At 66.2% G+C, this 11,710-nt stretch carries 16 protein-coding genes; 9 read left to right on the forward strand and 7 right to left on the reverse strand.

What is annotated here, in order from left to right; translation table 11 throughout:
- Nucleotides 1–23: 23 nt before the first annotated feature.
- Nucleotides 24–1,481: a M28 family peptidase gene (locus R3P95_RS10485; RefSeq protein WP_317548313.1), complete on the forward strand. Its 1,458-nt coding sequence runs from the start codon at nucleotides 24–26 to the stop codon at nucleotides 1,479–1,481.
- Between the two features lie 37 nt (nucleotides 1,482–1,518).
- Nucleotides 1,519–2,340 carry an adenylate/guanylate cyclase domain-containing protein gene (locus R3P95_RS10490; protein WP_317548314.1) on the forward strand — a complete coding sequence of 274 codons (822 nt, stop codon included), beginning with the start codon at nucleotides 1,519–1,521 and terminating at the stop codon, nucleotides 2,338–2,340.
- On the opposite strand, the gene thiD is transcribed toward R3P95_RS10490, so the two are convergent.
- Entirely contained in the window at nucleotides 2,302–3,156 is an 855-nt protein-coding gene (thiD, locus tag R3P95_RS10495; RefSeq protein ID WP_317548315.1) for a bifunctional hydroxymethylpyrimidine kinase/phosphomethylpyrimidine kinase, read from the reverse strand. The two genes, R3P95_RS10490 and thiD, sit on opposite strands and share 39 nt — an antisense overlap.
- 291 nt (nucleotides 3,157–3,447) lie before the next feature.
- Between thiD and R3P95_RS10500 the strand changes: the two genes are divergently transcribed.
- The 3 genes from R3P95_RS10500 to R3P95_RS10510 all read left to right on the forward strand — a co-directional run bounded on the left by R3P95_RS10500 (nucleotide 3,448) and on the right by R3P95_RS10510 (nucleotide 4,929).
- Complete coding sequence (locus R3P95_RS10500; protein ID WP_068048077.1) at nucleotides 3,448–3,774, forward strand: GNAT family N-acetyltransferase; 327 nt, start codon at nucleotides 3,448–3,450, stop codon at nucleotides 3,772–3,774.
- A 119-nt stretch (nucleotides 3,775–3,893) separates the two neighbouring features.
- Nucleotides 3,894–4,247: a GNAT family N-acetyltransferase gene (locus R3P95_RS10505; RefSeq protein ID WP_094641420.1), complete on the forward strand. Its 354-nt coding sequence runs from the start codon at nucleotides 3,894–3,896 to the stop codon at nucleotides 4,245–4,247.
- A gap of 85 nt (nucleotides 4,248–4,332) precedes the next feature.
- Nucleotides 4,333–4,929 (forward strand): hypothetical protein, encoded by a 597-nt coding sequence (locus R3P95_RS10510; protein WP_317548316.1) that lies wholly within the window; start codon nucleotides 4,333–4,335, stop codon nucleotides 4,927–4,929.
- Here the strand turns inward: R3P95_RS10510 and R3P95_RS10515 are convergent.
- The 3 genes from R3P95_RS10515 to R3P95_RS10525 are packed head-to-tail and all read right to left on the reverse strand — an operon-like array spanning nucleotide 4,899 to nucleotide 7,257.
- On the reverse strand, nucleotides 4,899–5,699 hold the full coding sequence (locus tag R3P95_RS10515) for an exodeoxyribonuclease III (protein WP_094613931.1): 801 nt from the start codon (nucleotides 5,697–5,699) through the stop codon (nucleotides 4,899–4,901). The two genes, R3P95_RS10510 and R3P95_RS10515, sit on opposite strands and share 31 nt — an antisense overlap.
- 11 nt (nucleotides 5,700–5,710) lie before the next feature.
- Nucleotides 5,711–6,658 (reverse strand): N-acetylglutamate synthase, CG3035 family, encoded by a 948-nt coding sequence (locus R3P95_RS10520; protein ID WP_449619235.1) that lies wholly within the window; start codon nucleotides 6,656–6,658, stop codon nucleotides 5,711–5,713.
- Nucleotides 6,655–7,257: a peptide deformylase gene (locus R3P95_RS10525; RefSeq protein ID WP_094640994.1), complete on the reverse strand. Its 603-nt coding sequence runs from the start codon at nucleotides 7,255–7,257 to the stop codon at nucleotides 6,655–6,657. The genes R3P95_RS10520 and R3P95_RS10525 overlap by 4 nt, the downstream gene beginning before the upstream one ends.
- 293 nt (nucleotides 7,258–7,550) lie before the next feature.
- Here R3P95_RS10525 and R3P95_RS10530 point away from each other — a divergent pair, with 293 nt between their 5' ends.
- The 4 genes from R3P95_RS10530 to R3P95_RS10545 all read left to right on the forward strand — a co-directional run bounded on the left by R3P95_RS10530 (nucleotide 7,551) and on the right by R3P95_RS10545 (nucleotide 10,436).
- A complete protein-coding gene (locus R3P95_RS10530) occupies nucleotides 7,551–7,889 on the forward strand; it encodes a DUF3263 domain-containing protein (protein WP_032393769.1) in 339 nt (112 codons plus the stop codon).
- A 57-nt stretch (nucleotides 7,890–7,946) separates the two neighbouring features.
- Entirely contained in the window at nucleotides 7,947–8,480 is a 534-nt protein-coding gene (locus R3P95_RS10535; protein WP_317548318.1) for a LytR C-terminal domain-containing protein, read from the forward strand.
- Between the two features lie 113 nt (nucleotides 8,481–8,593).
- Nucleotides 8,594–9,304, forward strand: a complete 711-nt coding sequence (gene sodC, locus R3P95_RS10540; protein ID WP_269595060.1) for a superoxide dismutase[Cu-Zn] — start codon at nucleotides 8,594–8,596, stop codon at nucleotides 9,302–9,304.
- Complete coding sequence (locus R3P95_RS10545) at nucleotides 9,267–10,436, forward strand: glutamate--cysteine ligase (RefSeq protein WP_068048097.1); 1,170 nt, start codon at nucleotides 9,267–9,269, stop codon at nucleotides 10,434–10,436. Before sodC ends, R3P95_RS10545 begins: the two co-directional genes overlap by 38 nt.
- 16 nt (nucleotides 10,437–10,452) lie before the next feature.
- Here the strand turns inward: R3P95_RS10545 and mnhG are convergent, their stop codons facing one another.
- From mnhG to R3P95_RS10560, 3 genes are read right to left on the reverse strand one after another with little or no spacing between them, the layout of a single operon-like run.
- Nucleotides 10,453–10,794, reverse strand: coding sequence for a monovalent cation/H(+) antiporter subunit G (gene mnhG, locus R3P95_RS10550; RefSeq protein ID WP_068048100.1), 342 nt, complete (start codon nucleotides 10,792–10,794; stop codon nucleotides 10,453–10,455).
- A gap of 19 nt (nucleotides 10,795–10,813) precedes the next feature.
- Nucleotides 10,814–11,071, reverse strand: coding sequence for a monovalent cation/H+ antiporter complex subunit F (locus R3P95_RS10555; protein ID WP_032393772.1), 258 nt, complete (start codon nucleotides 11,069–11,071; stop codon nucleotides 10,814–10,816).
- Nucleotides 11,068–11,709, reverse strand: coding sequence for a Na+/H+ antiporter subunit E (locus tag R3P95_RS10560; RefSeq protein ID WP_373455139.1), 642 nt, complete (start codon nucleotides 11,707–11,709; stop codon nucleotides 11,068–11,070). The genes R3P95_RS10555 and R3P95_RS10560 overlap by 4 nt, the downstream gene beginning before the upstream one ends.
- Nucleotide 11,710: the final 1 nt, after the last annotated feature.

Consider the following 11,710-nt stretch of genomic DNA (forward strand, 5'->3'; position numbering starts at 1 on the left):
CGCTCGCCGGTAGGGTGTCCGCTATGCGGATTTCCTTGCTTGCAAGTAGCGCTGTCACTGTCTTGATTCTGGCCGGTTGCTCGTCCACCTCGGACGAGGAACCGGCCAGAGTTTTCGCTACACCCGACGGGCCGGGCCTGTCGGAAGCGGTCACCGAGGAGGCGTTGGTGGGGCACCTCGAACAACTGGAAGCCATCGCCGCCGAGAACGACGGTAACCGCGCGGCCGGCACCGCCGGGTACGACGCGAGTGTCGATTATGTTGTCTCGCAACTCGAATCGGCCGGGTTCGAGGTCACCACTCCGGAATTCGATTTCGATACCTTCGAGGCGCAGACCCAGACCCTGTCGGTGGCGGGTACCGAGATCCCGGTGTTCGCGCTCAGTTACTCGCCGACCACCACCGCCGAGGGGATCACCGCACGCGTCGTCGGCGCTCCCGCCGGTGCAGACGGCTGCGAGGCGACCGACTACACCGGCCTCGACCTGGCCGGAGCCGTTGCGGTCGTGCCGCGCGGAGTGTGCCCGTTCGGTGTGAAGCAAACTGTTGCAGCGGATCTGGGAGCGGCCGCCGCGATCATCGTCAACAACGAACCGGGACCGCTCGATTCGGGCACACTCGGCGACACCGACACCGCTCGGATTCCGACCGGCGGCGTCAGCCAGGAGGACGGCGCGGCCGTTCTGGCCGCACCCGAGGTGACGCTGACACTTGTCACCGAGACCGAAACGACCACCAGCCGCAACATCATTGCGCAGACCACCACCGGTTCCACCGAGAACGTGGTGGTCACCGGTGCGCATCTGGACAGCGTCCCCGAGGGCCCCGGCATCAACGACAACGGAACCGGTACCGCGGCAGTGCTCGAGACCGCACTGCAGATGGGTAGCGCCCCCGAGGTCACCAACGCGGTGCGTTTCGCGTTCTGGGGTGCCGAGGAGAACGGACTCGTCGGGTCCACCGAGTACGTCGAGGGCCTGTCCGACGAGGACAAGCGAAACATCGCGCTGTACCTGAACTTCGACATGATCGGCTCGAACAATGCCGGCTACCTCGCGTACGACGGCGACGACTCCGACCAGGTGGGTGAGCCCGCCGGACCGGCCGGATCCGACGCCATCGAGCGCACCTTCGTCGAGCGACTGGCGACCGAGGGCGTAGCCGTCGACGGGACCGATTTCGACGGTCGGTCGGACTACGGCCCGTTCATCGAGGTCGGCATTCCCGCCGGTGGTGTGTTCAGCGGAGCGGACGAGAACAAGACCGCCGCGCAGGCCGAGAAGTGGGGCGGCACTGCGGATCAGACCTTCGACGAGAACTACCACACCGATCAGGACACCCTGGCGAACGTCGACCGCGCAGCACTGGCGAAGAACGGCGCGGCGGTGGCCTACGGAATCGGCGTCTACGCGCAGTCGGTGGAGGGCCCCAACGGGGTTCCGGTGGGCGCCGCGCGTGAGGCCGCTCGCGCCGAAGGATGAGGGTAAGTATGTGTAACCGTGGGTTACGCTCGATGCTGTGAACGCAGTCGTCTCCTCGGTCGTGGAGTGGGTCCGCACCACCAATCGAGCGCCCGCGGTGGTCGGGGCGGTTCGACGTGTGCGCCGCGCACTACCCGGTGACCCCACGTTCGGCGATCCACTGTCGATCGACGGCCCGGGCAGAGCTATGGCCGTCGCTCGCGTCGCCGACAGGTTCCTGGCCGCGAACGGCCTCGACGACGAACCCGGTGCGTCCCGCGAAGTGGGCCTCGGAGCGTTGCAGTTGTGGCAGGCGATCCTCGAACGAGCCGGCCGAGGCCGTGGCGAGCACGACGTCACCATCGTGTTCACCGACCTCGTCGGGTTCTCGTCGTGGTCGCTGCGGGCCGGCGACACCGCCACCCTGACCCTGCTGCGCAAGGTCTCCAAAGCCGTCGAACCCGAGGTCGCATTCCGCGGTGGCCACGTCGTCAAGAGACTGGGCGACGGCATCATGGCGGTGTTCGCCGATCCGGGCAAAGCAGTCGACGCGGTCTTCGCGGCCCGTGAGGCACTGAAGGGCGTCGACGTCGACGGCTACACCCCGACGATGCGCGTCGGCATCCACACCGGCAGCCCGCGGCAGGTGGGATCCGACTGGCTGGGCGTCGACGTCACCGTCGCCGCCCGGGTGATGCAGACCGGCGGCAACGGCAACATCATGATCTCCGCGGCGGCCCTGGAGGGGGTCCCGCCGGAGGTGCTCGACGCCTTGCGCGTGGTCTCCAAGCCCTATCGCCGCAGCTTCTTCGCTCCGAAGATCAAGGGCGCACCCGACGACCTACGCATTCTCCGACTCGTGCAGTCGCCACAGCGGTGACACCGGCCCGTGGCCCGCGCCCAGATCGTAGGACGCGGCCAGGCAACGGGTGACCCACTCCTTGCCGAACGCCACCGCGTCGGGCATGGAGTATCCGTGTGCCAGGGCCGATGCGATCGACGCGGCGAGGGTGTCGCCGCCGCCGTGATCGTTGCCGGTGTCGATGCGTTCGCTGGTGAATTCGAGGAAGGTGTCTCCGTCGAACAGCAGGTCGGTGCTGTGCGTGGACGTCCGCAGGTGACCGCCCTTGACAAGCGCCCACTGCGCGCCCAGTCCGTGCAGGGCCTCGGCGGCGCGGTGCGCGCTCGAGTCGTCGACCACGTCGATGCCGGTGATGAGCCGCACCTCGTCGAGGTTGGGGGTCACCAGCGAGGCGATGGGAAACAGGGTGTGGCGAATGGCGTCGAGGGCTTCGGCGTGCAGTAGCGGATCGCCGTGCATCGATGCGCACACCGGATCTACGACCAACGGAACCGGCTGATCGCGGCCGATACCGACCTCGGTGCAGACGGCGGTGACCGCGTCGATGATGGCGGTGGAGGCCAGCATTCCGGTCTTCGCTGCGCCGACGCCGATGTCGGAGACGACGGAGCGAACCTGCGCGGCGACGACGTCCGGCGGAATCTCGTGGAAGCCCGTCACGCCGACGGTGTTCTGGACCGTGACCGCGGCGACCGCGACACAGGCGTGCACGCCGAGCAGTGCCATCGTTCGGCTGTCCGCCTGGATTCCGGCACCGCCACCGGAGTCGGTTCCGGCGATGGTCAGCGCGCGGACTGGAGTCTCGCCGTTGGGCGTGAGCGGTAGGAACTTCACGAGAGAAGACAGTACCGGCGCGTGGGGAGACGGGGGTCGCGGCCGCTGAATCGGATTGCCGAGTCCGTGGCGAAAACTTGGGCAGGCCTTGAATGTTGTTGTATCACAACGTCGAACGGGGCCACTTATGATCCGTACCAGCATTCGTGTCGGGTTCGACGGACAAACCTACGCATCCGAAGGTTTGTTGGTAGAAAAGGTGACAGAGCCACCGTGCGCATGTTTAATAGTGGTGCACGTCACATCGGTTTCACTCGTTCACCACTCCACACACAGCGAAGGAGGCGTCCCATGCTGGCAAGTTCTCCTAGCGCTGATGTCTCGATCAACAAAGACCAGAACCGATTCGAGCTTCGATTGAACGGTGATCTGGTCGGGATCGTCGGCTTCTACGAGGTCGAGGGAAACGGCACGCGTGCGACGCGTACTCACGTCGTGTCCTTCATGCACACCGTCGTCACCGAGGATTTCGGTCATCAGGGTTTGGCCGGCATTCTGGTGCGGCGCGCACTCGACAGTGCGCGGTCGTACGGCTGGAAGGTCAAGCCGGTCTGCACCTACGTTCAGCGCTTCGCCGCGGCCAACCCTGAGTACAACGACATGCTCGTCGCTCTCTGACCTCGGGTTCCTGCACACATCGCCCGGTCACATCAAGCTGGTCACATTAAGGGCACGACTCGGCGACGATCGGTGCACTCGCCTCGCGTCACATGGACAACACTGGTCTCATGAGTGACATGAGTCACATACTTCCACGGCGGGTCACCGGGCCCGCTCCGGTCGACCGGCCCGTCGTTCGCATCGAGGACGACGTCGATCACAACAGGTTCGATCTCTTCGTCGACGACGAACTCGTCGGCATTCTCGGCTATCGCTTCGGTGAGGGCGACGACGGCGGCGTCGGCCCGGTCGTCGCGCTCATGCACACCGTCGTCAAGGAAGAGTACGGCGACCGCGGATGGGCGGGCGTGCTGGTACGGGCGTCCCTGAACACCGCGCGTGACCGGCAGTGGCGCATCGTGCCGATCTGTACCTACGTGCGGCGATACCTGGCGCAGCACGAGGAATTTCTGGATCTGATCGCCGAATAGAGAGCAGTGCTCTTGTTTTATGGGCGTATCGAATGAATACTGCTTCCTGTAGAGAGCGCCGCTCTCGAAAGGTTGGCATTCCCCGATGCGTGTATCCCTGTATCTGTTCGTCGGCATCATGTTCGCCGCGTATCCCACACTGCGTCCCTACTCGGGCGAGGTGGGCACGGCGGGAGCCGACGCCTTCGCATCCTCGAACTGGGTGCTCTCCCACACCTTCGCCATGCTCGGCTTCATCGCGCTCGGGCTGACCGTGCTCTACACCGGTCGACGGTCGGAGTTCGCGGTCGTGACCACGTGGATCGGCGTCGGGTTGGTGCTGCCGTACTACGGCGCGGAAACCTTCGCGCTGCATGCGCTGGGTGTCGATGCCGTACAGAACGCGAACCCCGGCCTGATCGATCTGGCCGACTCGATCAGGTACTCGCTCGTACAGTCCGTCATGTTCGGGCTCGGACTGGTGCTGATCGCCGTTGGGCTGGTGGCATTCGCTCTACGCAACCGCTACGCCGCGGTGCTCGCTGCCGGGTTCGTGCTCTTCCTTCCTCAGTTCTACACCCCGCCTGCCGTGCGAATTGCGCACGGAGTGCTGATCGCCGTCGGGGCGATTCTCGCCGCCAGGGCCGTGGCGGACAGGTCGGCGGACTCTGCTCAGCCGATCTCCACGATCACCGGAGCGTGATCGCTCGCTCCCTTACCCTTGCGTTCCTCGCGGTCGATGGACGCGCCGGTCACTCGTGCCGCCAGGGCAGGGGAGGTCAACGCCATGTCGATGCGTAGGCCCTGCTTCTTGGGGAACCGCAACTGCGTGTAGTCCCAGTAGGTGTACGTCCTGGGCTCGGGGGTGAACTGCCGCGTCACCTCGGTGAAGCCGGCGTCGCCGAACGCGGTGAAGGCGTCACGCTCGGCTTGGGAGGTGTGGGTCTTGCCCTCGAACAGTGCGGGATCCCAGACGTCGTCGTCGGTAGGCGCGATGTTCCAGTCGCCGACGAGCGCGATCTGCGCCTGCGGATCGGCCGCCACCCACGCCTGCGCGTCGGCCTTCAGCGCAGCGAGCCACTCGAGCTTGTAGGTGTAATGCGGATCGGCGAGTTCGCGACCGTTGGGCACGTACAGGCTCCACACGCGCACCCCGTCGCACGTGGCACCGATGGCGCGCGCCTCCTGAGCGGGATCGATCTCGGGATCCTTGCTGAACCCGGGCTGGTCCTCGAACCCGACCTGCACATCGTCCAGGCCGACGCGTGAGGCGATCGCGACGCCGTTCCACTGGCTCAGCCCGACGTGGGCGACCTCGTACCCGATGTCGGTGAACCGCTGATACGGAAACTGTGCGTCCTTGCACTTGGTTTCCTGCATCGCCAGCACATCGACATCGGATCGCTGCAGCCAATCGACGATTCGATCCTGACGAGAGCGGACGGAGTTCACATTCCAAGTAGCCAAGCGCACGGGAACGAACCTTATCGAACGCCTCCGACAGGCCGGGCATAGCGATACCGATGGTGGTCCTCGAAGCCGAGGTCTCGGTACAGAGCAACGGCTTCGGTGTTGTCGACGGCTACCTGCAGGTACGCGTGTGTCGCTCCATGGCTGCGTCCCCAGCGCACCAGTTCTCCGCACATCAGGGTGCCGAGGCCGTTGCGGCGATGCTCGGGAGAGACCCAGAGCGAGGTCAGTCCCACCCAGCATCGACCGTCCGGGGCGGTGGTGACGGCCGCGCGACCGACGGCGGCCGCCGACGACGAGTGCGCGCCGATCATGCCGAAACCGAGGGTGCCGCCCCGCACTGCGGCGACCACCTCTGCTGCGCCCGCGGGAGCCTCGCTGCCCTGGTAGCGCAGGGAATTCAGCCACTCGGCTGTCGGCTGCGCGGTGACGGCGATAGCCGAATCACCCTCGCGCAGAACGAGCTTCGCGATGTCCGCAGCCATGACGGCGGTCTCGTTGTAGGTCCGCCACCCGGCCGGCGCGCTGCCGAGACGGTCGGGGAGCGAGAGCGTCGGCACCAGTCCGCGAGCGGCGTATCGGTCGACGATCTGCGCGAGAGTCTCGGCCGTCGTCGACGCTCCGGGTTCGAGCGGTGCCGCCGAGTTCGCGCGGCCGGTGAACCCGTGACCGAACCGCAGCTGCCAGCCGTCGATCCACTCCCGCTTTACGCCCGGCCAACCGTCGGCGGCAGCGGCCTCGAGCGAGCGGATCTCCGACGTCCGAATCGGCTTGGGCCCCAGAGGTTTCAACGCTACGACTCGTTCGGCGGCGACCTGCACCAGCGCGCCGTCCCTGCCGCGCACCGAGACCGAGCCTGCGTCCATGGCCACCAGTTCGCCGATCACGTCCGTCATCGGGTGGGTGTGGCCGGGTGGTAACCGATAGCGAAGCATCACCCGGGTACCCACCGGGACGGTCAGTCGTCGTCCTCGTCGTCGTGCCCGAACGGGTCGTCCACCGTGCCGGGCGTCCAGCTCAGACCGGGCACGCCCCACCCGGCGCGCTTGATCGCCTTCTTCGCGGCCCGCGCATGTCGACCGATGAGCACGTCCGTGTAGAGGAAGCCGTCGAGATGACCCACCTCGTGCTGGAGCATCCGAGCGAAGAAGCCGTGACCCTCGATGTCGACGGGATCACCCTTGGCATCCGTACCGGTCACCCGGGCCCACTCGGCGCGCCCGGTGGGGTGCTGCTCGCCGGGGACGGACAGGCAGCCCTCGTCGTCGTCGTCCGGATCGGGCATCGTCTCCGGAATCTCGGAGGTCTCGAGTACCGGATTGACGACCTCGCCGCGGCGGCGGAAGACCTTGCCGTCCTCGCCTTGATCGGGGCAGTCGTAGATGAACAGACGCTTGCCGACGCCGACCTGATTCGCGGCGAGTCCGACGCCGTTCGCGGCGGCCAACGTCTCGTACATGTCGGCGATCAGCTCGGCCAGCTCGGCGGGTGACTCGGTGACGGGAGCGGTTGCGGTGTGCAGCACCGGATCGCCGACGATCCGGATGGGAAGAATTGCCATGGTCGACAAGGATACCGGGAGTGGAGCCTGCGGAATGACCCGTGGTGAGGAGTGGAGCCTGCGGAATGAGCCAGTGGTGTGCGTCGCGCATGTGGTCGAGTAGGTGGAACACGCCACGCGCGGGCAGCCCGCAGGAGCCGTGTCCCCGGCGTCGGACATGGTTGAATGATCCCCGAAGTACAACTGTGTAATTCGGTCGGCGCTCCTACGGGTGTCGGCAGTACTGGGGGAAGCAGATTTCTCCGGGTGGGTGATCCTGCCGACCCTGGGAAGTCGAGAAGTCGAGGAGTGGGATGGACGGCGCAGCAGCGCGTGACTCGAACCAGTCTCAGCAACCGGGAAGTTCGGACGGCTCTCAGGATCCGAACGAGGTCGGTGCGGACGGACTGAGTCGACGAGAGCACGACATCCTGTCCTTCGAGCGGCAGTGGTGGAAGTACGCCGGGGCCAAGGAAGAGGCCATCAAGGAACTCTTCTCCATGTCGGCGACCCGCTACTACCAGATCCTGAATGCGTTGGTCGATCGTCCCGAGGCGCTCGCCGCGGATCCGATGTTGGTCAAGCGCCTGCGCCGGTTGCGTGCGAGCAGGCAGAAGGCTCGTGCGGCACGTCGGCTGGGTTTCGACGTCTGAGCAGGTCTTGCGTTCCGTGTGCCGAGTCGCCGTCGACGGTCGGCTAGGGTCGATCAGGTGAGCAGCCCGAACCCGGAACAGACCGGGCCACCACTCCGCGCCCTGGCCATGGTGTTGATTTCGCTCGCGATCCTGTTCGCAGCGATCGGGGCGTTGTCTCTGACGGGTTCCGATTCCGACGATTCGGCCGCCGAGCCCGCCGCCGAGACGACGAGCGCACCGGCCGCGGTCGCACCGACCGCACAGGCTCCTGCAGCCCAGGTTCCCGCGGGCGATTCGTCGACCGGTGCCGCGGCACCCACCACCACCTCGGGCGCACCCGCCGACGTCGAAGTGCGAGTACTCAACAACTCCAATGTCTCCGGCCTGGCCGCCGGTACCGCCAGCATGTTGACCGCCGAGGGTTGGAACGTCGCCGAGACGGGCAACTTCAGTGAAGACCAGTTCGCGCAGACCGCGGTGTACTACGGCACGACGGCAGGTGAGGAACAGGCCGCGCAGACCATCGCCACGCAGCTCGGCGTCCCGGCCGAACCCAAGCCGACCTCGCTCGAATCCACGGCAGGCGTCGTCGTCATCGTGACCCAGTAGTCCTGCAGCGGCCAGTTCCACAGCGTCGACTTCCGTGCCCGATTCGGCTGAATCGGTCGGCACGTTATCATTTCCGAGCCCGGCGAAACTGCCTGAAAGAGGAGCGATTTCCGATGGACATGTTCAAGCGACGCACTGCCGCGACCCGATCGTTGCGTTACGTGGCCCCGGTCCTCGCGATCGCAGCTCTCGGGCTCTCCGCCTGCAGCAACGGCGAGGTCCCGTCCGACGTCCCCGGCACCGTCCCGCCGGTGTGGACCGGAGAGGCCGACCCGTCGGCAGAAGCTGTCGCCGGCGACAGCCCGGCCGAGTCGAGCTCCGGCGACATCATCGAAGCCGCACTGCGCGACGCCTCCGGTGCCGAGGTCGGCACGGTGTCGTTCGCGTCCGAGGGCGACAAGCTCACCGTCACCGCCGAGGTCGAGGGCATGACCCCCGGCTTCCACGGCTTCCACGTTCACACCGTCGCCGCCTGCGAGCCGAACTCCGTGGCACCGACAGGCGGGGAGCCCGGCGCATTCCTGTCCGCGGGCGGTCACCTGCAGGTCGACGGCCGCACCGAGCACCCGTCCAGCGGTGACCTGACGTCCATCCAGGTCGGCGAGGACGGCACCGGAATGCTCGTCACCACCACCGACGCGATCACACTCGACGATCTGCGTGCCGACGGTGCCGGAACCTCGGTGATCGTGCACGACGGTGCCGACAACTTCGCCAACATCCCGCCGCGGTACACCCTGCCCGACGGTGCCGCCGTGCCGGACATGACGACTCTGATGACCGGCGATGCCGGCTCGCGGGCGGCGTGCGCGGTACTGCAGTAGTTTGAGCGCTCCCCGGATCGACTTCGCGAGTTCACCGCGCCCGACGCTCGGCGTCGAGTGGGAGATCGCGCTGGTCGACAAGAACACGCGAGACCTGGTCAACTCCGCCGAGGCGGTCATGGACGGTGTCCGCGACCTGGCCGGGGACACCCCGCGGGTGACGAAGGAACTGCTTCGCAACACCGTCGAACTCGTCACCGGAGTGTGCGAGAACGTCGGGGAGGCGATGGCAGACCTCGGTGAGTCTCTCTCGCTCGTCGAGCGCGCAGCGGATCCGCTGGGAATCGATCTGTTCTCGGCGGGGACCCATCCGTTCGCGGAGTGGTCCACCCAGCAGCTCACCAGTTCCCCGAGTTACGACGAGTTGATCGCTCGGACGCAGTGGTGGGGTCGGCAGATGCTGATCTGGGGTGTGCACGTGCACGTGGGAGTGTCGTCTCCCGACAAGGTCTTTCCCATTCTCAACTCACTGCTGCTGCAGTACCCGCACCTGCTGGCACTGTCGGCGTCCTCACCGATCTGGGCGGGCAACGACACCGGCTACGCCAGCAATCGTGCGTTGATGTTCCAGCAGCTGCCGACGGCCGGGCTGCCGTTCCAGTTCGAGAACTGGCCGCAGTTCGAGGGATTCGTTCGTGATCAGCTCAAGACCGGCGTCATCGAGCAACTCGGCGGCATGCACTGGGACATCCGGCCCGCCCCCAAGTGGGGAACCATCGAGGTTCGGGTGTGCGACGGGGCGTCGACCAAGCGGGAGCTCGCGGCTCTCGTCGCGTTGACGCACTGCCTCATCGTCCATCTCGACGAACGTCTCGAAGCGGGGGAGACCCTGCCGTCGATACCGCCGTGGCACGTGCAGGAGAACAAGTGGCGGGCTGCCCGGTACGGCCTCGATGCCGAGATCATTCTCGACTCGGACAGCAACGAACGTCTGGTCACCGACGACCTGAACGACCTGCTCGAGAAGCTGACGCCGACGGCCGTCCGGTTGAACTGCGTCGACGAGTTGGCCGCGGTGGCCGACATTCCGCGGCTCGGGGCGTCCTACCAGCGTCAGCGGGCGGTGGCCGCGAAATCCAACGGTGACCTGCGAGCCGTCGTGGAATCGTTGGTCACCGACCTCCGCACCTGATCCGGCGCGGCTCGCACTACTCGTCGGGGTCGTTCGGTTCCATCTCGTTGACGATCAGCAGACCGTCGCGACCCCGCTGTTCTCGATAGGCGACGCGGCCCACGGTATGCGCGATCACCGGAGCGGTGACCAGCGTGAAGATGCCCACCAGTACGAGCATCCAGATGTCGACGTTGCCGCGCAGGCTGATGATGGCACCGATCAGCACCATGATCAGACCGACCACCTGCGGCTTGGTGGCCGCGTGCATCCGCGAGAGGGTATCGGGGAAGCGCACGATGCCGACGGCTGCAGTGAAGGCGAGCAGTGCTCCGAACAGGATGAAGGCAGAGGCAATGACCTGGGCTACGGTGCTCATTCGTCCCTCACTGTGTCACTCATTCGTCCCTCACTCTGAATCGCGCGATGCTGACCGACCCGACGAAGCTGACCAAGGACAGCGCGACGATGGCCGGTACGAGGGTGGTGTCGCGGCTGTAGACGGCCCACACACCGAGACCGCACATCGAGACGGCCAGGATCGTGTCCATCGCGACGAGACGGTCGAGCGTGCTCGGTCCGTCGAGCAGTCGGTATGCGGTGAGGATCGCGGCACCGATCAGGAGGGCTCCGGCTATCGCCAGGACGACGGTCACGACCAGTCCCCCTTCCTCTTGTCGTCGGTCTTCTTGTCGTCCCTCGGGGCGTCGCGGTCCGTCGATGCCGGATCGTCGCCGAGCACTCCGTGGTACTGCTCGTACTCCTGGAAGTGCAGCGGGCTCGGCTTCCAGTCGGAGTCTCGCTCGAACGCCGCGATGAAGAGTTTCTCCAGGTTTCGTACGTAGGCGTAGAAGCCGTCGACGGCCTTCTGCGTGCCCATGTCCAACACGTGCACGTAGAGCAGGCGTCGGGTTCGGTCTATCTCGAGCACCATGGTGCCGGGCACGAGGTTCATCGCGTCGACGAACAGGGTGAGCACCAGATCGGACTTGATCGCGATGCGGCAGCGCAGCACGCCGGTGACCGGCGGTGCTTTCGGGCGGATCGCCAACCAGGCCACATTGACGCTGGATTCCCCTGCGTAGTAGAGAAATACGACGGCCAGCTTGACGAGTGACAACACGTGGATGCGGCCCTCGACCGGAACACGAGGCAACGGCAGCAGCACCATGATGAGCAGTCCCACCGCGATGCCGCCCAGGACGTTCGCCGCAGAGACGTTGCCCCACAACAGAACCCAGATTGCCGTCAGCCACGCGAGCGTCCACAGGCGCAGCAGAACGGAGCGGTTCATC

This window comes from Rhodococcus cercidiphylli (genome assembly GCF_033042225.1).
Classification (GTDB): domain Bacteria; phylum Actinomycetota; class Actinomycetes; order Mycobacteriales; family Mycobacteriaceae; genus Rhodococcoides.

What these genes read in the sequence shown, in the direction of transcription:
- R3P95_RS10485 (WP_317548313.1), top strand. Translation starts at nt 24, where the DNA reads ATGCGGATTTCCTTGCTTGCAAGTAGCGCTGTCACTGTCTTGATTCTG.
- R3P95_RS10500 (WP_068048077.1), top strand. Translation starts at nt 3,448, where the DNA reads ATGCTGGCAAGTTCTCCTAGCGCTGATGTCTCGATCAACAAAGACCAG.
- R3P95_RS10505 (WP_094641420.1), top strand. Translation starts at nt 3,894, where the DNA reads ATGAGTCACATACTTCCACGGCGGGTCACCGGGCCCGCTCCGGTCGAC.
- R3P95_RS10510 (WP_317548316.1), top strand. Translation starts at nt 4,333, where the DNA reads ATGCGTGTATCCCTGTATCTGTTCGTCGGCATCATGTTCGCCGCGTAT.
- R3P95_RS10525 (WP_094640994.1), bottom strand. Translation starts at nt 7,257, where the DNA reads ATGGCAATTCTTCCCATCCGGATCGTCGGCGATCCGGTGCTGCACACC.
- R3P95_RS10530 (WP_032393769.1), top strand. Translation starts at nt 7,551, where the DNA reads ATGGACGGCGCAGCAGCGCGTGACTCGAACCAGTCTCAGCAACCGGGA.
- sodC (WP_269595060.1), top strand. Translation starts at nt 8,594, where the DNA reads ATGGACATGTTCAAGCGACGCACTGCCGCGACCCGATCGTTGCGTTAC.
- R3P95_RS10545 (WP_068048097.1), top strand. Translation starts at nt 9,267, where the DNA reads ATGCCGGCTCGCGGGCGGCGTGCGCGGTACTGCAGTAGTTTGAGCGCT.
- mnhG (WP_068048100.1), bottom strand. Translation starts at nt 10,794, where the DNA reads ATGAGCACCGTAGCCCAGGTCATTGCCTCTGCCTTCATCCTGTTCGGA.
- R3P95_RS10560 (WP_373455139.1), bottom strand. Translation starts at nt 11,709, where the DNA reads ATGAACCGCTCCGTTCTGCTGCGCCTGTGGACGCTCGCGTGGCTGACG.